Source organism: Enterobacter sp. QK-SA4 (genome assembly GCF_056856775.1).
In genome coordinates this window covers 2,110,877-2,136,334 of the sequence record NZ_JBXFXH010000007.1, presented here as the reverse complement: position 1 = coordinate 2,136,334, position 25,458 = coordinate 2,110,877, and the positions used below count along the sequence as shown (strand labels likewise).

Annotated in this window: 24 protein-coding genes; 6 read left to right on the top strand and 18 right to left on the bottom strand. The window is 55.4% G+C overall.

From position 1 onward, the window contains the following. Positions 1 to 16 precede the first annotated feature (16 nt). The 3 genes from tyrR to AC1VYI_RS11705 form a co-directional block, all read right to left on the bottom strand. Positions 17 to 1,558 (bottom strand): transcriptional regulator TyrR, encoded by a 1,542-nt coding sequence (gene tyrR / locus AC1VYI_RS11715; RefSeq protein WP_023312028.1) that lies wholly within the window; start codon positions 1,556 to 1,558, stop codon positions 17 to 19. Positions 1,559 to 1,670: 112 nt separating this feature from the next. Continuing rightward, positions 1,671 to 2,723: a YcjF family protein gene (locus AC1VYI_RS11710; RefSeq protein ID WP_045355871.1), complete on the bottom strand. Its 1,053-nt coding sequence runs from the start codon at positions 2,721 to 2,723 to the stop codon at positions 1,671 to 1,673. Next, positions 2,720 to 4,117, bottom strand: a complete 1,398-nt coding sequence (locus AC1VYI_RS11705; RefSeq protein WP_023312030.1) for a YcjX family GTP-binding protein — start codon at positions 4,115 to 4,117, stop codon at positions 2,720 to 2,722. Before AC1VYI_RS11705 ends, AC1VYI_RS11710 begins: the two co-directional genes overlap by 4 nt. Before the next feature lie 155 nt (positions 4,118 to 4,272). Between AC1VYI_RS11705 and AC1VYI_RS11700 the strand changes: the two genes are divergently transcribed. Further along, entirely contained in the window at positions 4,273 to 5,283 is a 1,011-nt protein-coding gene (locus tag AC1VYI_RS11700) for a LacI family DNA-binding transcriptional regulator (RefSeq protein WP_023312031.1), read from the top strand. 34 nt (positions 5,284 to 5,317) lie between these two features. Here AC1VYI_RS11700 and AC1VYI_RS11695 read toward each other — a convergent pair whose 3' ends face one another. From AC1VYI_RS11695 to pspA, 15 genes are all read right to left on the bottom strand, one after another. Continuing rightward, positions 5,318 to 6,232 (bottom strand): OmpG family monomeric porin, encoded by a 915-nt coding sequence (locus tag AC1VYI_RS11695; RefSeq protein ID WP_023312032.1) that lies wholly within the window; start codon positions 6,230 to 6,232, stop codon positions 5,318 to 5,320. A gap of 66 nt (positions 6,233 to 6,298) precedes the next feature. After that, a complete protein-coding gene (locus AC1VYI_RS11690) occupies positions 6,299 to 7,381 on the bottom strand; it encodes an ABC transporter ATP-binding protein (RefSeq protein ID WP_063927776.1) in 1,083 nt (360 codons plus the stop codon). 10 nt (positions 7,382 to 7,391) lie between these two features. Continuing rightward, on the bottom strand, positions 7,392 to 8,060 hold the full coding sequence (pgmB, locus tag AC1VYI_RS11685) for a beta-phosphoglucomutase (RefSeq protein ID WP_045355874.1): 669 nt from the start codon (positions 8,058 to 8,060) through the stop codon (positions 7,392 to 7,394). Beyond that, on the bottom strand, positions 8,050 to 10,329 hold the full coding sequence (locus AC1VYI_RS11680) for a glycoside hydrolase family 65 protein (protein ID WP_482881538.1): 2,280 nt from the start codon (positions 10,327 to 10,329) through the stop codon (positions 8,050 to 8,052). Before AC1VYI_RS11680 ends, pgmB begins: the two co-directional genes overlap by 11 nt. Further along, positions 10,323 to 11,381, bottom strand: coding sequence for a D-glucoside 3-dehydrogenase (gene ycjS / locus AC1VYI_RS11675; RefSeq protein WP_134866121.1), 1,059 nt, complete (start codon positions 11,379 to 11,381; stop codon positions 10,323 to 10,325). Before ycjS ends, AC1VYI_RS11680 begins: the two co-directional genes overlap by 7 nt. Positions 11,382 to 11,392: 11 nt before the next feature. After that, on the bottom strand, positions 11,393 to 12,181 hold the full coding sequence (ycjR, locus tag AC1VYI_RS11670; RefSeq protein ID WP_023312037.1) for a 3-dehydro-D-guloside 4-epimerase: 789 nt from the start codon (positions 12,179 to 12,181) through the stop codon (positions 11,393 to 11,395). 17 nt (positions 12,182 to 12,198) lie between these two features. Continuing rightward, a complete protein-coding gene (gene ycjQ / locus AC1VYI_RS11665; RefSeq protein ID WP_134866120.1) occupies positions 12,199 to 13,251 on the bottom strand; it encodes a D-guloside 3-dehydrogenase in 1,053 nt (350 codons plus the stop codon). Between the two features lie 28 nt (positions 13,252 to 13,279). Continuing rightward, positions 13,280 to 14,122: a carbohydrate ABC transporter permease gene (locus AC1VYI_RS11660; RefSeq protein ID WP_045400139.1), complete on the bottom strand. Its 843-nt coding sequence runs from the start codon at positions 14,120 to 14,122 to the stop codon at positions 13,280 to 13,282. Then, positions 14,109 to 14,990: a carbohydrate ABC transporter permease gene (locus tag AC1VYI_RS11655; protein WP_023312040.1), complete on the bottom strand. Its 882-nt coding sequence runs from the start codon at positions 14,988 to 14,990 to the stop codon at positions 14,109 to 14,111. Before AC1VYI_RS11655 ends, AC1VYI_RS11660 begins: the two co-directional genes overlap by 14 nt. A 22-nt stretch (positions 14,991 to 15,012) precedes the next feature. Continuing rightward, entirely contained in the window at positions 15,013 to 16,305 is a 1,293-nt protein-coding gene (locus AC1VYI_RS11650) for an ABC transporter substrate-binding protein (RefSeq protein WP_134866119.1), read from the bottom strand. 14 nt (positions 16,306 to 16,319) lie between these two features. Continuing rightward, positions 16,320 to 18,017 (bottom strand): sugar phosphorylase, encoded by a 1,698-nt coding sequence (locus AC1VYI_RS11645; RefSeq protein ID WP_134866118.1) that lies wholly within the window; start codon positions 18,015 to 18,017, stop codon positions 16,320 to 16,322. A gap of 197 nt (positions 18,018 to 18,214) precedes the next feature. Next, entirely contained in the window at positions 18,215 to 18,439 is a 225-nt protein-coding gene (pspD, locus tag AC1VYI_RS11640; RefSeq protein WP_023312043.1) for a phage shock protein PspD, read from the bottom strand. 12 nt (positions 18,440 to 18,451) lie between these two features. Then, a complete protein-coding gene (gene pspC / locus AC1VYI_RS11635; protein ID WP_023312044.1) occupies positions 18,452 to 18,811 on the bottom strand; it encodes an envelope stress response membrane protein PspC in 360 nt (119 codons plus the stop codon). Beyond that, the gene (pspB, locus tag AC1VYI_RS11630; RefSeq protein ID WP_023312045.1) at positions 18,811 to 19,035 is read right to left on the bottom strand and encodes an envelope stress response membrane protein PspB; all 225 of its coding nucleotides are present in this window, start codon (positions 19,033 to 19,035) and stop codon (positions 18,811 to 18,813) included. Before pspB ends, pspC begins: the two co-directional genes overlap by 1 nt. Before the next feature lie 49 nt (positions 19,036 to 19,084). Beyond that, on the bottom strand, positions 19,085 to 19,753 hold the full coding sequence (gene pspA, locus AC1VYI_RS11625) for a phage shock protein PspA (protein WP_023312046.1): 669 nt from the start codon (positions 19,751 to 19,753) through the stop codon (positions 19,085 to 19,087). Between the two features lie 166 nt (positions 19,754 to 19,919). Here pspA and pspF point away from each other — a divergent pair, with 166 nt between their 5' ends. The 5 genes from pspF (at position 19,920) to sapD (ending at position 25,457) form a co-directional block, all read left to right on the top strand. Then, positions 19,920 to 20,897, top strand: a complete 978-nt coding sequence (gene pspF / locus AC1VYI_RS11620) for a phage shock protein operon transcriptional activator (protein ID WP_134866117.1) — start codon at positions 19,920 to 19,922, stop codon at positions 20,895 to 20,897. Positions 20,898 to 20,985: 88 nt separating this feature from the next. Further along, a complete protein-coding gene (gene sapA, locus AC1VYI_RS11615; protein WP_023312048.1) occupies positions 20,986 to 22,626 on the top strand; it encodes an ABC transporter substrate-binding protein SapA in 1,641 nt (546 codons plus the stop codon). After that, the gene (gene sapB / locus AC1VYI_RS11610; RefSeq protein WP_024907137.1) at positions 22,623 to 23,588 is read left to right on the top strand and encodes a putrescine export ABC transporter permease SapB; all 966 of its coding nucleotides are present in this window, start codon (positions 22,623 to 22,625) and stop codon (positions 23,586 to 23,588) included. The genes sapA and sapB overlap by 4 nt, the downstream gene beginning before the upstream one ends. Next, positions 23,575 to 24,465 carry a putrescine export ABC transporter permease SapC gene (gene sapC / locus AC1VYI_RS11605; RefSeq protein ID WP_032656751.1) on the top strand — a complete coding sequence of 297 codons (891 nt, stop codon included), beginning with the start codon at positions 23,575 to 23,577 and terminating at the stop codon, positions 24,463 to 24,465. The genes sapB and sapC overlap by 14 nt, the downstream gene beginning before the upstream one ends. Next, positions 24,465 to 25,457, top strand: a complete 993-nt coding sequence (sapD, locus tag AC1VYI_RS11600; RefSeq protein ID WP_008501228.1) for a putrescine export ABC transporter ATP-binding protein SapD — start codon at positions 24,465 to 24,467, stop codon at positions 25,455 to 25,457. The genes sapC and sapD overlap by 1 nt, the downstream gene beginning before the upstream one ends. Position 25,458: the final 1 nt, after the last annotated feature.

The following is a 25,458-nucleotide window of genomic DNA, read 5'->3' as shown; positions in this document are numbered from 1 at the left end:
TACAGAGGCTTTTTTGTTATTCGTCGCCTTTCTTATGATTCAAACCGTACTCGCGCAGCTTGTTGGCGATCGCGGTGTGCGAGACTCCAAGGCGTTTTGCCAGCTTGCGGGTGCTGGGATAGCTGCGGTACAGCTGCGTCAGCACTGAGCGCTCAAAACGGCTGGTAATATCGTCCAGCGAACCTTCCATCGCCTCTTCGCCGACCGATACCGTCCCCGCGTCGTAATCAGGCAACAGAATATCCTGCGGACGCAGTTCATAACCTTCCAGCTGGGTCAGCGCGCGATAAACGGCGTTTTTAAGCTGGCGAATGTTGCCCGGCCAGCCGTAGCGCATGAGCACCGTGCCGAGATCGGCAGACAGCTTCGGACGCGGCACCCCCTGCTCGTCGGCAAAGCGGGCGACGAACAGTTCCGTTAGCGGCATGATGTCCTGCGGACAATCGCGCAGCGGGGGAATATTCAGCGTCAGGACGTTGAGGCGGTAATAGAGATCCTCGCGGAAGATCCCCTTTTGCACCAGCTCAACCAGGTTTTTCTGGGTGGCGCAAATGACGCGCACGTCCACATGCACTTCGTGATCCTCACCGACGCGGCGGAAGGTTCCGTCGTTCAGGAAACGCAGCAGCTTAGCCTGCATGCGCGGCGACATTTCGCCGATTTCGTCCAGCAGCACGGAGCCACCGTTAGCCTGCTCGAAGAACCCTTTCTTGCCTTCCGGCGCGTGGCCAAACAGCTCGCTTTCAACGGCATCTTCCGGAATAGAGGCGCAGTTAAGTGCCAGATAAGGCTTAGCCGCACGCGGGCTCGCCAGGTGCACCGCGTGAGCCAGCAGGTCTTTCCCGGTGCCGGTATCCCCGGTAATCAGCAGCGGTGCGGTCAGGCTTGCGAGCTTGCGCGCCTGATCAACCACATGGCGCATTTTCGGGCTGACGGCAATAATCTGGCTGAACGCGCCGACATCCTGACTGGAGAGGTTTTGCAGCTGGCGACCCATGCGTAACGTCGAGCGCAGCATGATCACCGCCCCGGTCAACACGCGGGTATTCCCTTCCCCTTTCAGATAGACCGGCGTGATCTCCATCAGGAAATTCTGCCCGTTAATCACCACATGCTCGCTAAGCGTGTTCTGCGGATTGCTGTCCAGCCAGCGCTGGAAGTTAAAACCGGGGATCAGCTGCGCGGCGTTATGATTGCTGAGCTTCTCCTGGCTCTGCGCGAAAAGCTGGCAGCTCGCGTGGTTAACGCGCTCAACTTTGCTTTTCAAATCCAGGGAGAGGAACGGCTCCGGCATGGCCTCCAGCAGCGCGCTCAGGGCCAGGTGCTCACGCTCAGAGGGCATCCAGGGAATGGTGCGTACATCCGTAACGCCAGCGATACGGCGGATTTCCGCCATCAGGCTGCTGAAGGTGTTAAATTCAATTTCGGCAAAATTGAGGTAAATTCGCCCGACAGGATCGATCTCAATGCCACGTAAATCAATGCTACGTAAAACAAGAAGATCGAGTAATTCGCGGGTCAGACCGAGACGGTCTTCACAGAAGACTTCAAGACGCATGGGAAATTCACCGTTTTAAGCCAATAACAGTAAAATGATATGTCAGAACACGGTGATCGGGAAGATGGCTGTCAACAAATATTGACAGCCAGCACGATAAGTGAACAAAACCTCACGGAGCGGGTTTCTTATTGAGCGTCTCTTTGAGCTGACCGATCAGTTCGCGCCTGAAATCTCCCAGACGGGGCTTATCGCCATCGATCCACGGCAGCGGACGGCAGACCTCCATCGCTTTAATCCCCAAACGCGCCGTCAACAATCCCGCACCGATACCCTGCGCCGCACGGGCAGAAAGACGCGCCGCCAGATCCTGCGACATCCAGTCCATGCCCACTTCGCGCACCAGCTCACTCGCACCGGCAAACGCGATATTGAGCAGGACCAGTTTGAACAATCTGAGCCGACTGTAATAACCCAGCTCTATGCCGTAAAGGTTCGCGATACGGTTGATCAGGCGCAGGTTACGCCAGGCGATAAAGGCCATATCGACCAGCGCTAGCGGGCTGACGGCAATCATCAGGGTGGATTCCGCCGCAGAGCGGCTAATCTCGCGCCGCGCCTGGGCATCCAGTACCGGCTGAACCATATGGGAATAAAGCGTCACTACTTCCCGGTCATTCTGGGTTTCATGGATGGCGGCATACCAGCGCTGAAGCGCCGGATGCGACTGATCGATTCCGGCCTGGCTGGCCAGCTTTTCACAGAACGCGCGGCCTTTGCCGGTGCCGTGACTGTGGAGCAGATCCCGCGCTTCATCACGCTCGTGCGCGCGCTGGCGCAAACGCCAGAGCCGCCGCCACTCGGTGGCAACCGACCCGATACCCGCCCCCACAATCAGCGCGCCTGCGGCACATCCGCCCAGCGCGACCCAGTCCTGAGTTTGCCAGGCATTCATCGTCCACTGCACGCCTTGACCAACCACGCTTACGCCAAACAGCGCCAGCCCGGCGGTGACCATCCTGCGCCACAGGCTGCGCTTTGGACGCAGGGCGGCTTCCACAACCGCCTCTGCCGGACCTTCCTCAACGCCGGGCTCCTCGATCAGGGCCGGGGAAAAGTTATCAGCCTGCGTGCCGCTGAAGGTCTGCGCGGTTTTAAACGCCTCCTGAGGATCCTGCTCAAGCGTTCCGGTAAAGTCTATGCGCGGTTTTAACGGTTCCGTCATCGCAATTTATCTCCAATCAAAAACTCCAGCGCCGCATCCAGACGGATGTGTGGTAATGGCCGATCGACGCTCATTGCCTGCGGGCGGAAGGCTTCAAACTGGAAGCCCTGGTTCTGCCAGAAGGCCTGACCCGGCAGCCGCGCAGGCACTTCCCCCGGATAGACGGTAAGCGGTTCACCGTCGCTGAGCCGGTTCCCGCGTAATGCCGGTATTTTCTCGCCGTTAAGATCGATCAGCCCGCTTTGCGTTGCCTGCACGGACGCAAGCCCAAGGCAATCCATGCCGATCCCTTCGAAGGCGGCGTTTTGCCAGGCGTCCTGCACCAGCTGCTGCAGCAGCGATACCATATTGGCATGCTGATCGACCGTGACGTGATCGGCCTTTGTGGCCGCAAAAAGCAGTTTGTCGATTACCGGAGAGAACAGACGGCGAAACAGCGTCCTCTGCCCGTAGTGGAAACTTTGCATCAGCTGCGTCAGGGCAAGGCGCATATCGTTGAAGGCCTGCGGCCCGCTGTTGAGCGGCTGCAGACAATCCACCAGCACAATCTGACGGTCAAATCGCAAAAAGTGGTTTTTATAGAATCCCTTAACCACTTTTTCACAGTAGTAATTGTAACGCTCGCGCAGCATCCCGGCGTTAGTGTGCCTGTCGGCCTGAGCCAGCTTCGACTCGCCCACCCCGTCCACGTCTGGCCAGGGGAAGAACTGAAGCGCAGGCGCGCCCGCTAAATCACCCGGCAGGACAAAGCGACCCGGCTGAATGAAGTGCAACCCTTCCTGCTTGCACTGATGCAAATACGCCGTCCAGGCTTCGGCAATGGCCGCCAGACGGTTTTCATCGGCCGGTGCAAGCGGATCCAGGCCTTCGCACAGCTGTCGCCATTTGGCCGACCACCCGGCGCGCTGCCCCTGCAACAACCCCGTCATCTGGCGGGACCAGCTGAGGTAGTCCTGCGCCAGCATCGGCAGGTCGAGCAACCATTCACCGGGGTAATCGACGATTTCAAGGTACAGCGTAGAAGTATCCTTGAAGTGGCGCATCAGGGATTCATTCGAGCGAAAGCGCAGCGCGAGGCGAATCTCACTCACCCCTCGCGTCGGCGTCGGCCACGTGGGCGGATCGCCGTAGAGCTGCGCCAGCCCTTCGTCATAGGTAAAGCGTGGAATACCAAAATCACGCTGAGGGACGCGCTTCACGCCCAGCAGGCGTTCTTCCCGCACCGCGCTGAGCAGCGGCAGACGCGCGCCGGCGTGCAGGTTCAGGAGCTGGTTTACCATCGCGGTGATAAACGCCGTCTTACCGCTGCGGCTAAGCCCCGTCACGGCCAGACGCAGATGGCGGTCAACGCCACGGTTCACCAGTGAATTGATTTCGTTTTTAAGTCGCTTCATCGCCGTCCTTCGTTGCCTGGAAGCCTTGAATGCATGGCTTCAGAATACAATAAATGGGGGCAGATCGTTGATTATCAATTCTTATTTATTGCTATTGCCGTTTTCTCTCCAGTAAGATGAACGACATTGCTGTCAGTCCGGAGTGAGTAAGGTGTATGTCACCCACCATCTATGATATCGCACGGGTTGCGGGCGTATCGAAATCAACCGTTTCCCGCGTTCTGAATAAACAAACGAATATTTCTCCCGAAGCGCGTGAAAAAGTGCTGAAGGCGATTGACGAATTAAATTATCAGCCCAACAAACTGGCCCGCGCCCTGACCTCTTCAGGCTTCGATGCCATTATGGTTATTTCGACCCGTTCAACCAAAACCACTGCCGGAAATCCTTTTTTCTCAGATGTCCTGCATGCCATTACGGCAAAAGCGGAAGAAGAAGGATTTGACGTTATTTTACAAACGTCAAAAAGCAGCGAAGACGATCTGCTGAAATGCGTGAATAAAATAAAACAGAAGATGATCAAAGGGATCATTATGCTGAGCTCACCGGCAAATGAATCCTTTTTCACCACGCTGGATGCGTATGGCGTACCGGTAGTAGTTATCGGCAAAGTCGAAGGTGAGTTTCAGAATATTTATTCCGTCGACACGGATAATTTCCATGACAGCGCCACGCTGACCGAAACCTTTATTAAAAACGGACGCCGTAAAATTGCCTGTCTGCATGCCCCGCTTGATTATCATGTTTCGATCGATCGTCTTGCGGGCTATAAAGCCAGTCTGGAAAAGTACCATATTGCCCTCAACCCGGACTGGATCAGGGATGGCGGTTATACCCATGAGAGTGCGCTTACGGCGGCGCTGGAATTGTTGTCTTCACCCACGCCGCCTGATGCAGTATTCGCTACCGACAGCATGAAGTTACTTAGCCTCTATCGCGCGGCGGATGAGTTGAATCTGATGATCCCGGAGCAGGTGGTCATCGCCGGATACAGTGACCCGATGCTGTCTCTCATTTTAACGCCCGCACCTGGCGGCTTCGATATCCCGACCCGAAAACTGGGCGAAGAGAGCTGCGATCTTCTTTTCAGGCGTATTGCGGGTCAGCCCGCACCGCAAAAAGTTCTCGTTGATACCCACTTTTTACTGGCGGCCTCGCTGCGCTAAAATCAGGGGCTTAGCGCCCCTGGCGTGCCCTCGGTCAGAACGCGTAATTTACCCCAACGCCCGCATAGTGGAAGCGGTCGTTTTTACCTTCGTCATGGTTTTCCCATTCATAGGCGTATTCAAGCGTCATGGATAAACCGTTGTTGAAGTCATAGGCATACTGCATACCCAGGCGGTTGAAATCATGTCCTTCACGCTCAGGATCGTCCTGCCAGTCCCAGTTCGACCAGCGATCGAGCCCCAGTCGGGTATAAGGCGTTAAGGTCGTCTGGCCCAATGAAATAGGCAGGTAGGCGCGAATTTCCTGGGTGGAGAATTCGCCGTTATTACGCGAACCGTTCATATTGAAACCGCGCTCTAAATAGTAATTCACTTTAGCCGCAAAGGTTTCGTTAATGGTCCAGGTAAAGCCCGTTTCGGTTTCAACGCGGCTATCAGAATAACCGGTTTTCTCCAGATCGTTGGCAAACTGATACATGGCAAACCAGCCGCCAAAGCGCCAGTCATCGGTTAATTTAATATCCCAGTCAGGTTGAACTTTGTAGCGCTGCATATTCGCGCTGCCGTCTTTGGCTCCGTGTTCATCTTTAAAGTGGTAGCCATAATTACGGAAACCACCGGTCAGACCGAAAGTAAAATCATCGGTTCCGATAAAGCGATAGCGTAATTCAAATTCAGGACGGTCGAAATAGGTTCCACGGGTCATACTGCTGTAATCAACCGGCCCCTCCTGATACATCGCCAGCGAAATAGTCCACGCATCCCAGGTTGCATTAAACCACACGGAAGGTTCATATAATCCATCTTTATCGTCGCCCTGCCCCTCAACGTTTTCGATTTCATACATCGCGCCGATATTAAATTCCCACTGTTTCGCTGTTTCTGATGCTTGTGCACAGCTAACCCCTGCGCACAGCACGAGCGCAGCACTTCTTAGTAGAGTACTCATTTAATTTTCCCTTTATAAGTAACAAACAAAAAAACCGGAAATTTGCATTTCCGGCGAACACCTTTCTTATCTAATAGCCGCTTCGGTTTCAGCGTCGAAGAAATGGCACTTGTTCATATCGAACTGGATGTCGATATTATCCCCAGAGGCATAATCATTCGCAGCGCCAGCGCGCACAACCAGCTCATGGCCGCCAACGGTGGCGTAAAGCATGAACTCCGCGCCGGTCAGTTCGGCTACGCTGACTTTCGCCGCGATATTCTCACCTCGACTCTGCAGCGTGAGAATATCTTCCGGGCGGATCCCAAAGACCACGGCTTTGCGCTGATACCCTGCGGCATTCAGTGAAGCGAGCTTGTCCTCCGGGATCGCCAGACGCAGCGTTTCCGTAACAAAATAGCGATCGTCGATAGCGCCGCGAATAAAGTTCATGGCTGGCGATCCAATAAATCCTGCAACAAACATGTTTGCCGGTTCGTTGTACACCTGCTTCGGTGCACCGACCTGCTGAATAATGCCGTCTTTTAAGATCACGATGCGGGTCGCCATGGTCATGGCTTCCGTCTGATCGTGGGTCACGTAAATCATGGTGGTGTTGAGCTTCTGGTGCAGCTTGCTGATTTCAGCCCGCATCTGCACGCGAAGCTTGGCATCGAGGTTAGAGAGCGGTTCATCCATCAGGAACACCCCCGCCTCGCGCACGATCGCCCTGCCCAACGCCACGCGCTGACGCTGGCCGCCGGACAGCGCGCCGGGTTTGCGCTTGAGGTACTCGCGTAATCCGAGGATCTGTGCCGCCCAGTTAACGCGGTCTTCGATAACCGCAGGCGCAATTTTTTGCATCTTCAGACCAAACGCCATGTTGTCGTAGACCGTCATATGCGGATAAAGCGCATAGTTCTGGAAGACCATCGCAATATCGCGAGACTTGGCGGGCACGTCATTCATGCACACCCCGTCAATAATCAGTTCACCCGCGCTGATCTCCTCCAGACCGGCAATCATTCGCAGCGTGGTGGATTTACCGCAGCCCGAAGGCCCAACGAAGACGATGAACTCCTTGTCTTCGATTTCGAGATTGAAATCCTTAACCACGTGGACCTGGTTATCATAGATTTTCTGAATGTGTTTCAGGGACAGTTGAGCCATTGTTAATTCCTTAGCAATACGTCCGGGATGCCCAAAACTCGGTCAGGCATTTCCAGGTCAATTCCCGCGTTGAATGAAGTTGTAATCCCGCATGGTTCAGGCCAGCTCCAATCCCAACCGATAGCAATCCCGCCGCGTTGATCGCCTCAACGCCTGCAGGTGCATCTTCGATACCTATAGCCGCGTCAGGACGCACATTCAGGCCTGCACAGGCGGCGAGGAAGATCTCCGGGTCTGGTTTTGAGCGGCGAATACGGGAAGCATCGGCGCAAAAATCGAAGGCCTGATCAATGCCAAGCGCGTGCAGGATCCCCGGGGCATTCAGGGAAACGGAGGCGAGCCCAATTTTGACCTTCGCCGCACGGATATCCGCCAGCACGTCGCGAATACCGGGAAGCAGTGAATCCTCCGTCAGCGACGCCAGAGACTGGACATAGAGCGCGTTTTTCTTCGTCGCCAGCGCGAGGCACTGCTCATCGCTAAACGTCCCCTCTTTCCCGCCATGCTTCAGGATGCGCTGAAGGGAATCCATGCGGCTAATGCCCTTCAGCTGTTCGTTAAACGCTTCGTCGAAGGTGATGCCGATTTCATCCGCCACTGCACGCCAGGCCAGAAAATGGAGGTGTGCGGTATCGGTGATCACTCCGTCCAGATCGAATACAACAGCCTTAAGCATCATGGCTCCTCTCCGTGGTAGCGGTCCCATTCACAGGTGTAAGAAAATCCTTATAAGCGCAAATTTTCCGCCCCGATACATGTAGCGTTTTGCCCCACAGCGTCAGCGTGGCAGGTGCCGAAGCTTCTATGGTTAACACCTCATTTTCATAGGTGAAGTGCAGCGTCGCGTTCCGCCAGCGCAGAGGGAATGTGAGTTTTTGCCAGTGAGCTGGCAGTTTCGGCGCAAGATGCAGCTCCCCTTCTACAATCTGCACACCGGCAAAGCCCTGAATGACGCCGGACCAGATAGCGCCGGTCGCAGCGGCGTGAATTCCGTCATCGCAGCTGTGCGGGTCGTCCCCAAGATCAATGGCGACGCCATCGCGCCAGAAGGCGTAGGCACCCTCGACGTCACCACAGCGGGCAGTCACAATGCCGTGAATGGCCTTGCTCAGCGAAGAATCATGGATCGTGCGGAGCTCGTAGAACGCCAGATTGGCGGCGCACTGCTGCGGGGTAAACCGCTCCGGCAACAGGTAGGTAAGCATCACCACATCGGCCTGCTTAAGGATCTGCATGTCGTTGACTTCCGCGCGTGAATAATCGAGCAGAATGGTCTGCTTACCCGCTTTGGCTTTGTAGCGGCTCAGATCGATGGCAGGTTTTGCCATAAAGGTATCATCCTGCGGGATCACACCGTCTGAATTGGCCTCCGGCAGCCATAAGCGCGCCAGGAACCGTGTCGCTTTCTGCGTAAAACCTTCATCCTCGCGCCCAAACATCGTCATAAACTGACGAGCGCAGGCGACGTTGTGCCAGGCCAGATAGTTGGTATAAGCGTTGTTGTTCACATGCTCGGTGTATTCGTCAGGTCCGATAACGTCATGGATTTCGAGACGACCATTAATTTCCGTCGCGCGGCCCATCCAGAACGCAGCGGTTTCCATCAAGAGCGTCAGACCTTCATTCCGCATAAAGGTCTCATCGTGCGTCGCCTGCCAGTAAGCGACGACGGCCCAGGCGATGTCCGCCACGATGTGGTGTTCCGCCAGCGCGGAGGCCACCTTCTGACGCGTGCCGGTTCGGATGTTGATAGCCGCGAACTCCGGCGTCTCTTCCAGCCCGCTGGCGGCGCTTTCCCATGGAAACAACGCGCCGGGCCAGCCGTTGCGACGGGCTTTTTCCCGCGCCCCGGCCAGGTTGAGCCAACGATAGCGCAGCAGGCTACGGGCGGTCTGGGGACGCGTGAAGAGATGGAAAGGCAGCAGGAAAATTTCGGTATCCCAAAAGACGTGGCCTTTATACCCCTCGCCCGTCAGCCCTTTGGCGGCGATACTGCTTCGCTCATCATGGGCTGGCGTCATGGTCGTCAAATGCCAGACGGCGTAATCCAGCGCCATCTGATCCTGATGTTCCGTAGAGTCAACCTCCACCCGAGCGTTACGCCAGACCTCTTGCCAGGCACACGCCGAACTCTCAAGCAAGGCGTCGTAGCCTCTTGCCGCATAGACTTTGAGATCGGCCAGCGCGTTGCGAGCGAAAGAGGCCTGCGACAGTGCCTTATCACTGCGATGTGCAACCCAGACGATTTTTTCAAGCGTGACAGTGTCACCCTTCGCAATCGTCAGCGAATGATGGGCGCTGAGACGACGATTTTTGGCGGTGAAACAGCTGTCGCTCTTCGCTGAGAGCTGACAATAAGCTGAAACAGCAATCTCAGACGTGCGGTCCTGCGTTTCATATACGCCCTGCATGTATTCCTGATCGAACACTCTGACCGACACTTCATCAAGATGCTGTCTGCCGCTGTTCGTTTGCGTTGCGTCAATGCCGGTTTGCAGCACGGCGTGCGCGACGGCATCGAGCGGCGTGATGGAAAGCTGCATGGCCACTAAGGGCAACTGGACCAGCGACACAAAACGACGGCTCTCCAGACGATAGCGCTTCCCGTCAGACGAGCGCCAGACGACGCTGCGACGAAGTTCGCCATTGGCAAACGCCAGCTCGCGCTGCCACTCGAGGATTTCGCCTGACAGGAGTGTGAAATTGACGCCATCCAGCTCAACATCAATACCGATGATATCCGGCAGATTGACCAGCTCAGTGGTCTCGTTGCGACCAGCACGATGATAGAGACCCGCAAGATACATGCCTCTGGTTTGCTGGGTGTAATCTTCTTCGTGCGTAGCGCGGATCCCCATGTAGCCATTACCGCAGGCCATGATGGAGGCATATTTATTCAGGCTGTGTGGACAAAAGCCCGGGTCGGTTAATACAGACACGTTTAGCATAACGTCACGCTTTCCCCTGTTTCTGCAGATTCATACAGCGCGGCGACAAGCTGCTGGATAACCAGCCCCTGCTCTGCATCAGCGATCATGACGGGCTCTCCATGCACATGCCGCACAAAGGCATCCATACTGCGCATATGACGCCGATCGTCAGCCTCTTCACGCTGCGTGAGGGTGACTAAAGTCCCGGCTTCGTCGTTGTAGATGTGCGCCGGGAACAGCATGGCGCCCGCCTTTTCACCGCAAAATGCGACGTTCATGATGGATTGTTCACGGATATTGAGCGCAAACGACGTGTCCAGACGCAGAATGCCGCCGTTGCAAAATTCAATGGTGCCAAACAGGGCATCTTCAACGGTAAACTGCGTGGGATCCCACGCGCCAAACTGGCCGCTGCTTTTACGGTTTCCCAGCCTCTGGAAGCTGTGTGCCGTCACCTTTTTTACCGCCGGGAACCCCAGCACGTACATCGCGGCATCGAGCATATGGATGCCGATATCAATCAGCGGCCCACCGCCCTGTAGCGTTTTGTTGGTAAAGACGCCCCAGCCGGGAACCCCGCAGCGGCGTAGCGCCTGCGCAGTGGTGTAATAAATTTCTCCCAGCGCCCCCTTCATCACAGCCTCACGCAGCAGTTGCGTATCGAGAGCAAAGCGATGGTGAAAATCATACGCCAGCACTTTTCCCGCCTTGCGCGCGGCCATGCGCATCCGATCGGCCTCCTGCGGCGTCATAGCAGGTGGTTTTTCACACATCACGTGGCAGCCAGCTTCCAGCGCTGCCATGACGTGCTCGAAATGGAACCGGTTAGGCGAACAGACGCTCACCACATCCGGCTTAACCGCCTCGAGCATGTCTCGCGCATCCTGCCATACGGAGGAAATACCATGACGTTCCGCAAACGCCAGAGCCTGTTCAGGATGGCTGTCCATGACAGCCACCATCTGAACATCACTGCGCGTGGCGTAATACGAGGCATGCACTTTATCCGCGACCTGCCCGGCGCCAATGATGGCAACGCGCAGAGGCGAAGGTGTAGAAGCACTCATCACGCTCGTCATCCTTAGCATTCACGCAAGTAAGTGAGCGAATCCCGGTATGCCTGAGCCGGATCCTCGGCGCGAACACGGCACTCATACACCACGTAACCCTGGTAGTTATCGGCACGCAGCTGATCGAACAGGCTGGCAAAATCGAGGCTACCGCTGCCCGGCTGGTAGCGGTGGTTATCTGCAATGTGCACATGGCCCAGCAGATCGCGGTGCTGATGCAGCGCATCCGTCAGCGAGTCTTCTTCGATGTTCATATGATAGAAATCGCCGATGATCTGCACGTGCTTCAGACCGTTCTCTTCGATATAGCGACGCGCGTCAGCCAGGGTGTTGATCATGTGATCCTGATAGCGGTTCAGCGGCTCCAGGTAGACGGTTGTTCCGGTGCGCGCCGCCACCTCATCCAGCCAGCGCAGGGAGGCGCTTACGGCTTTGCGGTCACCGTCCAGGCTGCGTGGAGAGGTCATTGGTGGCAGACGGAAGGTGAACATCCCCCAGGCAGCAGGCACGATAATGCCCTTTCCGCCGACTTCCGCCAGCGCTTCCAGAATGCGTTCGATCTGCTGTAACCCGTTCAGACGGCGTTCTTCGATGAAATCACCGATCCAGCCATCGTATCCGCCACATGCTGTCGTCACCGGCAGACCGGTAGCTTTGATGGCCGCTTTCACTTCATCGAGGTTTTCCACCAGCAGGCGGCCGTCAATTTCGTAGCCATCAAAACCCATTGCTTTGATGTACTCGAATTTCTCCATGATGCTGGTCGGGAAAAAGGCCTGGTTTTGTGTTGCGATCTTCATGATTTGCTGTCCTTAGCTTAAAAAGTGACGCCCATTTTGATACTGAGTTCCGGGTGCTGATCGACATACTTCATATAGCTTTCCGGGGTGGTGTCGAAGGCCACGACCGGGTCGATCAGATCTTCACAATTCAGATAACCGTTCATCAGCAATTCCCAGCAGGTCTCTTCAATACGCTTGCGGCTCCAGCGCGGGTAGTCCGGGTTGGGTTCGCTGCAGGCGCGGGAGAAGACAATCTTCGCGTTATTGAAATGCGCTTCGCGGCCGAGGTTAAAGCCTTCCGCGAACGGTTTTGCGAAAGCTACATAGGAGATGATGCCGCCGTAGGCAAGTCCGCGCAGCGCGGACTGCAGCGCATCTGCAAAGCCGCTGGTTTCGATGATCGCGTCCGCGCCCTGCTTCCCGGTCAGCTTTTTGATTTCCAGACCGACATCAGTGCCTATTGGGTTCAGACAGTGGTCTGCCCCATGACGACGGGCGATCTCACAGCGGTGTTCGATTGGATCAACGCCGATAACCACTGACGCACCGGCTTTTTTCGCCAGCTGAATCGCAATCTGCCCAATGGCTCCCAGACCGACCACGACCACAAAGTCGCCCACGCGGACGTTGGCATCACGCACGCCGCTCATGGCGAACTGCGCCGGATCGTAGCAAACGGCGTTTTTCCAGGACGCACCCTGCGGCATTTTGCGCAGCTTGTAGTTGTTCACCGCGTTAACGATCACCGTTTCCTGCAGCGGGCCGTAGCAGCAGACGCTGTCGCCGATCTGATATTCAGTGACGTCATCACCGCATTCGATAATCTCGCCAACAATCATGTTGCCCAGCTGGAACTTACCGAATTCGATCCCGCGGGCCGCCCCTTCTTCACGCGGCGTGAACATCTGCCACTCCGCGTTGAACTCTTCGTCAATAAACGGGCTTGCCGCGCGGAAATCCACGACTTCAGTGCCGTGCTTTGGCGCGCCAAAGCGTGCACGAATTTTCACTTCATGTGCTCCCACAGCACGATCTTCATATTCCACCAGCGCCGCCACGCGTGGCGCTGTCGCTACTAATTTTTTCATGACTGACTCCTTGTTAAAATTGGCCGCCTCAGCCCTTCACGCCACCGGCGGTCAAACCACTTTTAATAAAACGTTCAGACAGGGCGTACATGATGACCACCGGAAGCGCCGTCACCAGCGATGCCGCCATCATGCGACCCCAGATGTAATCTGGCGTGCTAAAGAGCGTGTTCAGCCCGACCGGCAAGGTGAAATTGCTGGCGCTGGACAGGAAAATGGACGCAAACAGATAGTCGTTCCACGCCACCATGAAGCAGTAGACAAACACCGATACGAGCCCGGAAATCGCCAGCGGCACGGTGATGCGGAAGATGATTTGCAGGCGGTTAAGGCCGTCCATCATCGCGGCTTCTTCGATTTCGTCCGGGATGGTGTCGAAATAGCTGCGCAGCATGAACACCGCTGTCGGTAACGTTTGGGTCACCATGGTGATAATCAGCGCCAGCTCGGTGTCGTAGATCCCAAGGGCAGTGATGATTTTGAACAGCGGCACCACCAGCAATATTCCGGAGAACATGTAGACGGTGTAAAAACTCGCGTTGATCGTCGTGCGGCCTTTAAAACGCAGTTTGGACAAGGCGTAAGCCCCCAGCGTGCCGAGAAACACGGCAATCACCGAGGAGATCAGCGACACCACCATGCTGTTTTTGAAATAGTCCACAAACGGGAAAATCAGCGGGTTAAAGATGTCGACGTAATGCTGCAGCGTCCACGCCTGCGGCAAAATGGTCGGGTTAAGCGATATGGCCTCTTTCGCGCTCTTGAATGACGTCATCAGCATCACGAAGAACGGGAATAGCGTGATGACCAGGAACACCGCCAGACCGAGATAAAAACCAATACGGCTCAGTACGCGCTTATTTGTTGCCATTGAGGTTTACCCTTTTTCTGGTCAGCAGAATCACCGCGAAGATGATCACGAACAGCACGACGGAGATCGCCGCAGCCTTACCCAAATCGTTGAAAGCGAATGCCGTTTTGTAGAGGTAGACGCCCAAAATATCGACCTTGGTCGTCAACAGATAGACATCCGCAAACATGTAGAACATCCAGATAGTGCGGAGCGTCACTACCGTTGCCAGCACCGGCATAATCGCGGGCAGCGTAACGATTCGAAAACGCTGCCAGGCATTCGCGCCGTCCATTTCCGCCGCTTCATACAGCGACTTATCAATGGTCTGCAAAATCGCGAGGAACGAAATGAACGCGTACGGGAAGTAGCGCCAGATGGCGAACAGCACCACCAGCACAAAGCTGCTGCCAGGATTGTCGAACCACAGGGGGGCCTGGTCATACAGATGCAGCAGGTCAACGCCCAGATAGTTCACAATGCCGTAGCCGTTGTTGAACATGTATTTCCATGCAAACACCAGCGAAATGGACGGGGTGACGTAGGACAAAATCACCAGTGAACGTGCCGTTTTCCGCAGACGGAATTCACGGTTAAAGAAGATCGCAACCGCCAGACCCAACCCCGTGCTGCCGATCACCACCAGCGCGGTGTACCAGAACGTCATCCACAGCGAGTGCCAGAATGCTGCATCACTGAGAATGCGAATGTAATTATCCAGCCCGACAAACACAGCGCTAATGCGCGGGTTAAGCGGCAGACGTAAGAAACTGATTTCAATATTGGAAATCATTGGCCAGGCCACCAGGCCCCCCAGCAAAATCAGGCTGGGGGCCAACAGCAGCATGGCGAAAGGCATATCTGAACGACCAGAAAACAACGTCTTCATAATTTCCTTCCGCAGAGCGCTCCTATCGTTGTGAAATCAGATCGGTCAGACGCTTCTGGCTGTTACTAAGCGTGTTGCTGAGATCTTTTTTCCCCACCGTGACGTTATGCACCATGGAACTGATGATGCCGGACCCGGTAACATCGCCCATGCGTGTGAAGTTTTTGTCCCCCACTGCGCCAAACACCTGCACATTCGGGAACTGCGCAATCAGTTCGTAAGGCAGTTGTCCAAACGCTTTAATCACATCGTTGTTTTTCCAGGTATCGGTGCCCACCACCAGCTTGTTCACCGGCAGTGCCGCGCCGGGCGACATCATGACCCAGTCGGTTGCGTTTTGAGCCTGCTCCATCCAAGTCACAAATTTCTCAGCCGCCTGAGTCTCATCTTCAGTTTGACCGGTGGTAATCGTCAGCGACGTGACCATGCCGTAAACAGCAGAATAGGTTTCTGTTGGGACGACGAAGCCCAGATTGGCAGGTTTTCCGTCCTGGAATACCGCCGGAAGGATGTAGGTGGAGTACACCGCCATCGGCGCAGAACCGTTCATGAAGGCATCTTTGATCTCCATGACGTCGTTTGAACCCGGCATGGTGGTCGCGGCCAGATCTTTATAAAACGCCAGGGCTTTTGCCATTTCAGGGGTATCGATGTCGACATTCCCTTTGGCATCAAAAACGTTCGCGCCGCCGGAAAGCGCAAACTGGGAGAATGCCTGCTCCGTCATCACGCTTTCGGCGGTGGGCAGCGCAATGCCGTAATGTTTTTTAGCCGGGTCGTTGAGCCTCTGGCTGGCTTTCAACAGCTGTTCCCAGTTATGCGGCTCCTGGATACCCGCCGCAGCAAGCGCATCTTTGTGATACCAGACGCCGGATAGCCAGGCGCTGACTGGCACTCCCGTCCAGGCAGAACCATCTTCCGTACGAACAACACGCAAAATGCCGTCATAGAAGGTGTCCTCGCCTACCGCTTTAATGGCTTCGCCGATAGCTTTGCGATCCAGCAGTTGTTCCTTGTCCATAACTTTCGCGTAGTCATGGCTGACCTCAATCACCTCTGGCAGCGCGCCCGTTCTGGCGAGCGTAATGACCTTGGTGTTGTAGGCATCCTCTTCGACCGGCACCTGTTTCACCGTGATGCCGGGGTTCTCTTTCTCGAACTTTTCGATAAGCTTCGTTATAACCGCCTGGCGCTCCTGCTCGACTGACGAGTGCATAAACTCAATAGTGACAGCAGTCTTTTTGTCGTCCTTGCAGCCTGATAACAAGGCGCACGAAACCAGTGCTGAAATCAGCACGATTCTGGGCATTTTCATTTTTAAGGTCCTTTTTAGTTTTCTTTAATCCACAACACCTGCCATGGATATAGGGTCAGTTTTTTGTCTGTAATATCGTTTCCGGTGATCAAGTCATTTCCGGATTGAATATCGGATTCCACCGTTTGAATGCCGTCACTGAAATTAAACAGCGCCGTTATTTTTTCACCACAACCCGCCACGCGAACAATTTTTAAAACATGTTCACCTGACGCGCTAAAAAAAGCCTCACTGTCAGGGTGAAATGCTTTCTCCGCCCGACGCAGCGCGATTAACTGGCTTAACGAGCAATAGACCTGAGAACGCAGGCTATTTTTATCTTCAAGCTCGCGATCAATTTGCCCTGCCGTGTATTTCTCTCGATTAATCGCACGGTTGTATCCCAGGCGCTCAACACCTGCATAATCATTACGGGAACCGAGAATGCTCTGGATATAAACCGCAGGCACGCCGGGGAAGCTTAAAAGGACGGCATGCGCCAGAATAAAACGGGCAATCCGTTGGCTGTCAGGACTGTTACGCGTACTTAATGCATCCAGATAGGTCACATTAATTTCATAAGGACTGCGTGTGCCATCCGGGTTATTTTTCCAGTTAACCAACGCCCCTTCAGCCTGAAGTTTTTCCACAAGCGAGAGGATTTCCGGCTCGGGTAAAATTCCGCGTAACGGATTCAGACCAATCCCGTCATGCGAGGCCAGGAAGTTAAACCAGGTGGTTTTCGTGGAAGGCAACGTCAGCGACGCCGCCCACTGGCTCAGCGTCCGGACGTTCTGACAATGCACCGCATGCAGCACCAGCGGGGGCAAAGAGAACTGGTAAACCATCTGCGCTTCATTTTCACCGTCACCAAAGTAAGCAATGTTATCTTTATGCGGAACGTTCGTCTCGGTGATAATCACCGTTCCCGGGGCGACAGCCTCGGTAATGGCGCGGAAAAGCTGGATGAGCTGATGGGTTTGCTCAAGATGGATGCAGTTTGTTCCGGGTAGTTTCCACATGAAGCCTACAGCATCCAGACGAATGTATCGCGCCCCTTCAATAAGGTAATGCAGCAGTACGTCGACCATCGCGATCAGCACCTGCGGAGAGGCGAAATTGAGATCAACCTGGTCCTCGCTGAAGGTGGTCCACAGGTGTCGCACGCTGCCGTCATGCAGCGTGAAAGGCGTAAGAAGCGGTAAAGCACGCGGACGCGTCACTGCGGATAAATCTGTTTCAGGATCGACAGAAATAAAGAAATCGCTATACCCAGGAATTTGCTTCAGGTAATTAGCGAACCATTTACTTTTGGCTGACATATGGTTACAGACGAAATCAAACATTAAACTGGCTGACTTTTTTAATTCGGCAACGTCTCGCCACGTTCCGGTTTCCGGTGCAACCTCATGATAATCAATAACAGAAAACCCGTCGTCCGAAGACCATGGATAAAAAGGCAAAAGATGGACATGAGAAAAAGAATGAGAAAGCCACCTGTTATAAAAACGTGTAAAAACAGGCAGCGCCTTCTCCCCTTTCGCTGAAAACTGATCGGCATAGGTGATCAGGACAACGTCTTTTTCATCCCAACCCGTTTTACGTTTTTCCGTAATAACAGAAGCGGCCTTTGCAATATTTTCCAGCAGCACATTAAGATGGGCTTCAGAAAACGTTTCCCCGTAAACAAAATTAATGATCTCTTTAATTTTTGTATCCATTTCATTTTCCATGGTAGCGGTCCCACGGAGTGGCAATCTACTCCCATGAAAAATATCTGTCAACGGACCAGAAAGGAGAAAAAGGTGATTGCAAAGCAGCTCAGCGCAATATTGTGAGCTGCCGCAAAGAAAGAACGGGGAAAAGAGGAAATGCGGTTAACCGTCGCCAGTCCCTCCCCCGTCAGGGAAAGGGCTAACGCCAACGGGAATTATTGGGATAAGTAGCGGCGAGAAAGCCGTTTTGCCACCTTTTGCAACAGCGGTTCGAGCGCCACGGCCAGCACCATTCTGACCGGCTTGCGGGCAACGGATTTAATTGCCCAACCTGCCACACCTGCCGGGCCGAACCGTAACGCGGTCAGCAGGACCAGTTTACCTGCGATTTTCAGGCCGGGTTTTACCTTCTGACCGGCCTGTTGCCAGTGTTGTTTCATCTCATCTCTCTCTTAAAGCTGACGAAAGCGACTTCTCAGCGTAAAGGTATCCGACGTGACATAGCGTTCCATTTCCCGTAGCCGCTTCTCACCGGCGGCGAGTTGCTCATCAACGGCATTGAGAAGATCGCTGCTGGTCGGGGCTCCCTCCGCAGCCAGTTCTCCTTCCGGCATCGGGTCAAGAACAAACGACAGGACGATGTATGCCACCAGGGTAATAAACGCCAGGCCGAAGAAGATCGATAGCACCGCGACCACGCGGACAAGTTTAACCGGGACATCAAGATAGTGAGCCAGCCCGGCGCAAACGCCGCGCACCATGCCCTGCTGTGGAATTCGCCACAGCTTTTTGTTCAGATTCAGTCCAGACATTAACGGTCCCTCCAGTTTGGATGCTCAGCATCCAGGATGGCTTCCAGCGCCTGAATGCGTTCGCGCATTTTGTTCGCCTCGTCGGAGAGCTGCACCAGACGCTGTTGTTCACTCTGGGAGAGTTCGCCCCGAGAAGAACGGTTGCTGTAGTGCAGCCATAGCCAAATCGGCAAAACGAACAGCACGAAAATTGTCAGGGGAATGGCCAGAAAAAGCGCGCTCATGTGTACTCCTTGTCTTATGATGCGGCACGCTCAGGTGCCGCAGGAATTATTATTGGTTGTCTTGCTTCATTTTGGCTTTCAGTGCCGCCAGCTGCTCGCTGATTTCATCATCAGCCTTCAGATCGGCGAACTGTTGATCCAGCGACTTCTGCTTGCCGATGCCGTGGCTTTCGGCTTCCGCTTCCATGTGGTCGATACGACGTTCAAACGATTCAAAACGCGCCATCGCTTCATCGAGCTTACCGCTGTCCAGCTGACGACGCACGTCGCGGGAGGAGCTTGCCGCCTGGTGACGCAGGGTCAGCGCCTGCTGACGCGCGCGGGTTTCGCTCAGTTTGTTTTCAAGCTCACCAATCTCTTTCTTCATACGGTTGAGCGTGTCGTCCACCAGCGTCACTTCATGCTCGAGCGTCGCGACCATATCGGCCAGCTTCTGTTTTTCGATCAGCGCCGCACGGGCCAGATCTTCTTTATCTTTGCGCAGCGCAAGTTCCGCTTTTTCCTGCCATTCGTTCAGTTGAGCGGTAGCTTGTTCAATGCGACGCGTAAGCTGTTTTTTCTCCGCCAGCGCGCGGGCGGAGGTTGAACGCACTTCAACCAGCGTGTCTTCCATCTCCTGAATCATCAGACGTACCAGCTTCTGCGGATCTTCCGCTTTCTCAAGCAGTGAGTTGATGTTGGCGTTCACGATGTCGGCAAAACGAGAAAAAATACCCATAATCTGATCCTCATAGTTCTGTTATCGGGCGATGCCCTGCTGTACTGATAATACAAACATCATGCCATGTTTTTATCTTATTGATTTTACTAAGCATGATTGCTTTTTGCTCAGTGAAGAACTATTCTTCCCTGGTGAATATCGCTAAGGAGTGGTTAATTTCATCATGCCCGGATACAAAGACAATTTACTCGGCGAAGCAAACAGCTTTCTCGAAGTGCTGGAACAGGTCTCTCGCCTGGCGCCGCTCAATAAATCGGTGCTGATCATCGGTGAACGTGGAACGGGGAAAGAGCTGATAGCCAACCGTCTGCATTACCTGTCCGGGCGCTGGGATGGCCCATTTATTTCCCTTAACTGCGCGGCGCTGAATGAAAACCTGCTCGACACCGAGCTCTTCGGCCATGAAGCGGGCGCGTTTACCGGTGCCCAGAAACGCCATCCCGGACGCTTTGAGCGCGCCGACGGCGGTACGCTTTTTCTGGATGAGCTGGCCACCGCCCCCATGCTGGTGCAGGAAAAACTGCTGCGCGTGATTGAGTACGGCGAACTGGAGCGCGTCGGCGGTAGCCAGCCGCTGCAGGTTAACGTGCGCCTGGTGTGCGCCACTAACGCCAACCTGCCGGAGATGGTGGCGGAGGAGAAATTCCGTGCCGACCTCCTTGACCGCCTGGCCTTTGACGTCGTTCAACTTCCTCCGCTGCGCGAGCGCAGAAGCGACATCATGCTGCTGGCAGACCAGTTTGCGATTCAGATGTGCCGCGAACTCGGACTGCCGCTGTTCCCAGGCTTCAGCGATTATGCACAGGAGACGCTGCTCGCTTACCACTGGCCGGGAAATATCCGTGAACTGAAAAACGTCGTGGAGCGCTCCGTCTATCGTCACGGCAGCAGCGAGACGGAGCTGGACAACATCATTATCGATCCTTTTCAGCGCAGCGCGCCGTCGCTACCCACACCAGCGTCTTCAGGCTATGCCCCTACTCTCCCCCTTGATTTACGCCAGTTCCAGAACGAACAGGAGAAACAGCTGCTGGAGCAAAGCCTGAAGACGGCGAAATATAACCAGAAACGGGCGGCTGAACTGCTGGGTCTGACCTACCATCAGTTAAGGGCATTGCTCAAAAAGCATCAAATGCGCTGACAATATCAGCACTTACCTGCAGACATTTTTACGAAGCATGCGTAAGTGCGATACACTTTGCAGATCAAACCTAAAAACCTTAAAAATTATGCGTCTGGTTTTATCGTCCTTTTTTGCTCTCGGTCTGTTTAGCAGCCTGGCCTTTGCCGCGCCCGGGCTAACTCCGCAGCCTGACATTCGTGACAGCGGCTTCGTCTATTGCGTAAGCGGCCAGGTGGACACCTTCAATCCGCAAAAAGCGGGCAGCGGCCTGATCGTGGATACCCTGGCCGCGCAGCTTTACGACCGTCTGCTTGATGTTGATCCGTACACCTACCGTCTGGTGCCTGAGCTTGCGGAAAGCTGGGAAGTGCTGGATAACGGCGCAACCTACCGTTTTCATCTGCGCGATGACGTCGCATTTCAACGCACGCCGTGGTTTACCCCCACGCGCAAGCTGAACGCAGATGACGTGGTCTTTACCTTCCAGCGCATCTTTAACCGCAACCACCCGTGGCATAACGTTAACGGCAGCAACTTCCCCTATTTCGACAGCCTGCAGTTTGCCGACACCGTCAAGAGCGTGCGCAAGCTGGACAACCGCACGGTTGAATTTACGCTGACGCGCCCGGATGCCTCCTTCCTCTGGCACCTGGCGACCCACTATGCGTCAGTCATGTCCGCTGAATACGCGGCGAACCTGACAAAAAAAGATCGTCAGGAGTTGCTCGATCGTCAGCCGGTTGGCACCGGTCCGTTCCAGCTCGCCGAATACCGCGCCGGGCAATATATTCGTCTGCAGCGTCATGAGCATTTCTGGCGCGGCACTCCGCTGATGCCGCAGGTGGTGGTCGATCTCGGTTCAGGTGGGACAGGACGTCTGTCAAAACTGCTCACCGGGGAGTGCGACGTACTCGCCTGGCCCGCGGCCAGCCAGCTCACCATTTTGCGCGACGATCCGCGCCTGCGCCTGACGTTACGCCCGGGCATGAATATCGCCTATCTGGCCTTTAACACGGATAAGCCGCCGTTGAATAACCCTGCCGTACGTCACGCTCTGGCGCTGGCGATTAACAACCAGCGTTTAATGCAGTCGATCTACTACGGCACGGCGGAAACCGCCGCCTCAATTTTACCGCGCGCCTCGTGGGCCTATGACGGTGAAGCTAAAATTACGGAATACAATCCGGCAAAAGCGCGTGAACAGCTGAAGGCGCTGGGGGCGGAAAACCTCACGCTGCAGCTTTGGGTGCCAACCAGCTCCCAGGCGTGGAACCCGAGCCCGCTCAAGACCGCCGAACTGCTGCAGGCAGATATGGCGCAGGTGGGCGTCAAAGTCATCATCGTACCGGTTGAGGGCCGTTTCCAGGAGGCGCGCCTGATGGACATGAATCATGATTTAACCCTGACCGGCTGGGCGACCGACAGTAACGATCCGGACAGCTTCTTCCGGCCGCTGTTAAGCTGTGCGGCGATAAATTCGCAGACCAACTACGCCCACTGGTGTAACCGGGAGTTTGACGCCGTGCTGCAAAAAGCGCTGGCTTCCCAGCAGCTGGCCTCGCGCATCGACGCCTATGATGAAGCGCAGAAGATCCTTGCCCAGGAACTCCCGGTGCTGCCGCTGGCCTCTTCCCTGCGCCTTCAGGCCTATCGTTATGATATTAAAGGCCTGGTGCTGAGCCCGTTCGGCAACGCCTCGTTCGCCGGCGTGTCGCGTGAAAAAGAACAAGAGGTGAAAAAACCATGATTATTTTTACCTTACGTCGGCTCCTTTTGCTGCTGGTGACGCTCTTTTTCCTGAACTTTGTCGGCTTCAGCCTGAGCTATTTCACGCCCCACGCCCCGCTCCAGGGGTCGTCGCTATGGGATGCCTGGCTGTTCTGGTTTAACGGGCTGCTGCACTGGGATTTCGGCGTGTCCAGCATTAACGGGCAGCTGATTTCCCAGCAGCTGAAAGAGGTGTTCCCGGCCACGATGGAGCTGTGCATTCTGGCCTTCGGTTTTGCCCTGATGGTCGGCATCCCTGTGGGCATGCTGGCCGGGATCTATCGCAATAAATGGCAGGATAAGTTTATCAGCGCCCTCGCCCTGTTCGGCTTCTCCATCCCGGTTTTCTGGCTGGCGCTGCTGCTAACGCTGTTCTTCTCGCTGACGATGGGCTGGCTGCCGGTTTCGGGTCGTTTTGACCTGCTCTATACGGTTAAAACGGTGACGGGCTTTGCCATCATTGACGCGTGGCTGTCCGATTCGGTGTGGCGCCATGAAATGATCGTCAGCGCCCTGCGCCATATGGTATTGCCGGTGCTGACGCTGGCGGTTGCGCCAACCACCGAAGTGATCCGCCTGATGCGCCTGAGCACCATTGAGGTATTTGACCAGAACTACGTCAAAGCCGCGGCCACGCGCGGGCTGTCGCGCCTGACCATCCTGCGCCGCAACGTCCTGCACAACGCGCTGCCGCCGGTAATTCCGCGTCTGGGATTACAGTTTTCCACCATGCTGACGCTGGCCATGATCACCGAGATGGTCTTTAGCTGGCCGGGCCTGGGGCGATGGCTGATTAACGCCATCCGCCAGCAGGACTACGCCGCTATTTCTGCCGGCGTGATGGTGATTGGTTCGCTGGTGATTATTGTTAACGTGTTGTCCGATATTCTGGGTGCCATGGCTAACCCATTGAAGCATAAGGAATGGTATGCCTTACGATAGCGTATACAGTGAAAAGCGCACGCCCGGCGTGCTGCGTACCGTGTGGCGTAAGTTCTATGGTGACACCACGGCAATGATCGGCCTTTACGGCTGCGCCGGCCTGGTGTTGCTGTGCGTCTTTGGCTCGTGGTTTGCGCCGTACGGCATCGACCAGCAGTTCCTTGGCTATCAGCTGCTGCCACCGTCCTGGTCGCGCTACGGTGAAGTCTCTTTCTTCCTGGGAACGGACGACCTCGGACGTGACGTGTTGAGCCGCCTGCTGAGCGGTGCAGCCCCGACGGTGGGCGGCGCATTTGTGGTGACGCTCGCGGCTACGATCTGCGGGCTGGCGCTCGGTATTTTTGCGGGATCCACCCATGGCCTGCGTTCGGCGGTCCTTAACCACATTCTGGATACGCTGCTGTCGATTCCGTCCCTGCTGCTGGCGATCATCGTTGTTGCCTTTGCCGGTCCGCACCTGTCGCACGCCATGTTCGCCGTCTGGCTGGCTATCCTGCCCCGCATCGTGCGCTCGGTTTACAGCATGGTGCATGATGAACTCGAAAAAGAGTACGTCGTTGCCGCGCGTCTGGACGGCGCGACGACCTTCAACATTCTGTGGTTTGCCGTGCTGCCCAACATCGCCGCCGGGCTGGTCACAGAGATCACCCGCGCCCTGTCGATGGCGATCCTGGACATCGCGGCGCTCGGCTTCCTCGATCTCGGTGCACAGCTGCCGTCGCCCGAATGGGGTGCGATGCTCGGCGACGCGCTGGAGTTAATTTACGTGGCGCCGTGGACGGTCATGCTGCCGGGTGCGGCCATTATGGTGAGCGTGCTGCTTATCAACCTGCTGGGCGACGGTATTCGCCGTGCAATTAACGCGGGGGTGCAATAATGCCGCTTCTTGATATTCGCAACCTCACCATCGAATTCAAAACCGGTGAAGGCTGGGTTAAAGCCGTCGATCGCATCAGTATCACCCTCGCGGAGGGTGAAATTCGCGGGCTGGTGGGGGAATCCGGCTCGGGAAAAAGTCTGATTGCCAAAGCTATATGCGGCGTGGCGAAAGACAACTGGCGCGTGACGGCAGACCGTATGCGTTTTGACGATATCGATCTGCTGCGCCTCTCCCCCCGCGAGCGGCGTAAGCTGGTCGGGCATAACGTCTCGATGATTTTCCAGGAGCCGCAGTCCTGTCTCGATCCGTCCGAACGCGTGGGTAAACAGCTCATGCAGAACATTCCCGGCTGGACCTATAAAGGCCGCTGGTGGCAACGCGTTGGCTGGCGCAAGCGCCGCGCCATCGAGCTTTTACACCGCGTCGGGATCAAAGACCACAAAGATGCGATGCGCAGCTTCCCTTATGAGCTGACCGACGGCGAATGTCAGAAAGTGATGATTGCTATCGCGCTGGCAAATCAGCCGCGCTTGCTGATTGCGGATGAGCCCACCAACGCGATGGAACCCACCACGCAGGCGCAAATTTTCCGCCTGCTGTCGCGTCTCAACCAGAATAACAACACCACCATTTTGCTGATCAGCCATGACCTGCAAATGCTCAGCAAATGGGCGGATAAAATTGACGTGATGTACTGCGGACAAACGGTCGAAACCGCGCCGAGTGAAGATCTGATCACCGCGCCGCACCACCCGTATACGCAGGCGCTTATTCGCGCCATTCCAGATTTTGGCAGCGCAATGCCGCATAAGAGTCGCCTGAATACCCTGCCGGGGGCGATTCCGCTGCTGGAATCCCTGCCGATAGGCTGTCGTCTGGGGCCGCGGTGTCCCTATGCTCAGCGTAAATGTATCGAGACGCCACGCCTGACCGGGGCCAAAAATCATTTATACGCCTGTCATTTCCCGCTGAACATGGAGAGAGAGTGAA

Bases quoted from the DNA above. Each gene is read 5' to 3' on its own strand.
- AC1VYI_RS11650 (WP_134866119.1), bottom strand. From the start codon at position 16,305: ATGAAAATGCCCAGAATCGTGCTGATTTCAGCACTGGTTTCGTGCGCC.
- AC1VYI_RS11655 (WP_023312040.1), bottom strand. From the start codon at position 14,990: ATGAAGACGTTGTTTTCTGGTCGTTCAGATATGCCTTTCGCCATGCTG.
- pspB (WP_023312045.1), bottom strand. From the start codon at position 19,035: ATGAGCGCGCTTTTTCTGGCCATTCCCCTGACAATTTTCGTGCTGTTC.
- AC1VYI_RS11710 (WP_045355871.1), bottom strand. From the start codon at position 2,723: ATGACGGAACCGTTAAAACCGCGCATAGACTTTACCGGAACGCTTGAG.
- AC1VYI_RS11680 (WP_482881538.1), bottom strand. From the start codon at position 10,329: ATGCTAAACGTGTCTGTATTAACCGACCCGGGCTTTTGTCCACACAGC.
- AC1VYI_RS11690 (WP_063927776.1), bottom strand. From the start codon at position 7,381: ATGGCTCAACTGTCCCTGAAACACATTCAGAAAATCTATGATAACCAG.
- pspF (WP_134866117.1), top strand. From the start codon at position 19,920: ATGCCCGGATACAAAGACAATTTACTCGGCGAAGCAAACAGCTTTCTC.
- AC1VYI_RS11645 (WP_134866118.1), bottom strand. From the start codon at position 18,017: ATGGAAAATGAAATGGATACAAAAATTAAAGAGATCATTAATTTTGTT.
- AC1VYI_RS11695 (WP_023312032.1), bottom strand. From the start codon at position 6,232: ATGAGTACTCTACTAAGAAGTGCTGCGCTCGTGCTGTGCGCAGGGGTT.
- pgmB (WP_045355874.1), bottom strand. From the start codon at position 8,060: ATGATGCTTAAGGCTGTTGTATTCGATCTGGACGGAGTGATCACCGAT.
- ycjQ (WP_134866120.1), bottom strand. From the start codon at position 13,251: ATGAAAAAATTAGTAGCGACAGCGCCACGCGTGGCGGCGCTGGTGGAA.
- sapC (WP_032656751.1), top strand. From the start codon at position 23,575: ATGCCTTACGATAGCGTATACAGTGAAAAGCGCACGCCCGGCGTGCTG.
- AC1VYI_RS11700 (WP_023312031.1), top strand. From the start codon at position 4,273: ATGTCACCCACCATCTATGATATCGCACGGGTTGCGGGCGTATCGAAA.
- pspC (WP_023312044.1), bottom strand. From the start codon at position 18,811: ATGTCTGGACTGAATCTGAACAAAAAGCTGTGGCGAATTCCACAGCAG.
- sapB (WP_024907137.1), top strand. From the start codon at position 22,623: ATGATTATTTTTACCTTACGTCGGCTCCTTTTGCTGCTGGTGACGCTC.
- sapA (WP_023312048.1), top strand. From the start codon at position 20,986: ATGCGTCTGGTTTTATCGTCCTTTTTTGCTCTCGGTCTGTTTAGCAGC.
- pspD (WP_023312043.1), bottom strand. From the start codon at position 18,439: ATGAAACAACACTGGCAACAGGCCGGTCAGAAGGTAAAACCCGGCCTG.
- sapD (WP_008501228.1), top strand. From the start codon at position 24,465: ATGCCGCTTCTTGATATTCGCAACCTCACCATCGAATTCAAAACCGGT.
- AC1VYI_RS11705 (WP_023312030.1), bottom strand. From the start codon at position 4,117: ATGAAGCGACTTAAAAACGAAATCAATTCACTGGTGAACCGTGGCGTT.
- pspA (WP_023312046.1), bottom strand. From the start codon at position 19,753: ATGGGTATTTTTTCTCGTTTTGCCGACATCGTGAACGCCAACATCAAC.
- ycjR (WP_023312037.1), bottom strand. From the start codon at position 12,181: ATGAAGATCGCAACACAAAACCAGGCCTTTTTCCCGACCAGCATCATG.
- tyrR (WP_023312028.1), bottom strand. From the start codon at position 1,558: ATGCGTCTTGAAGTCTTCTGTGAAGACCGTCTCGGTCTGACCCGCGAA.
- AC1VYI_RS11660 (WP_045400139.1), bottom strand. From the start codon at position 14,122: ATGGCAACAAATAAGCGCGTACTGAGCCGTATTGGTTTTTATCTCGGT.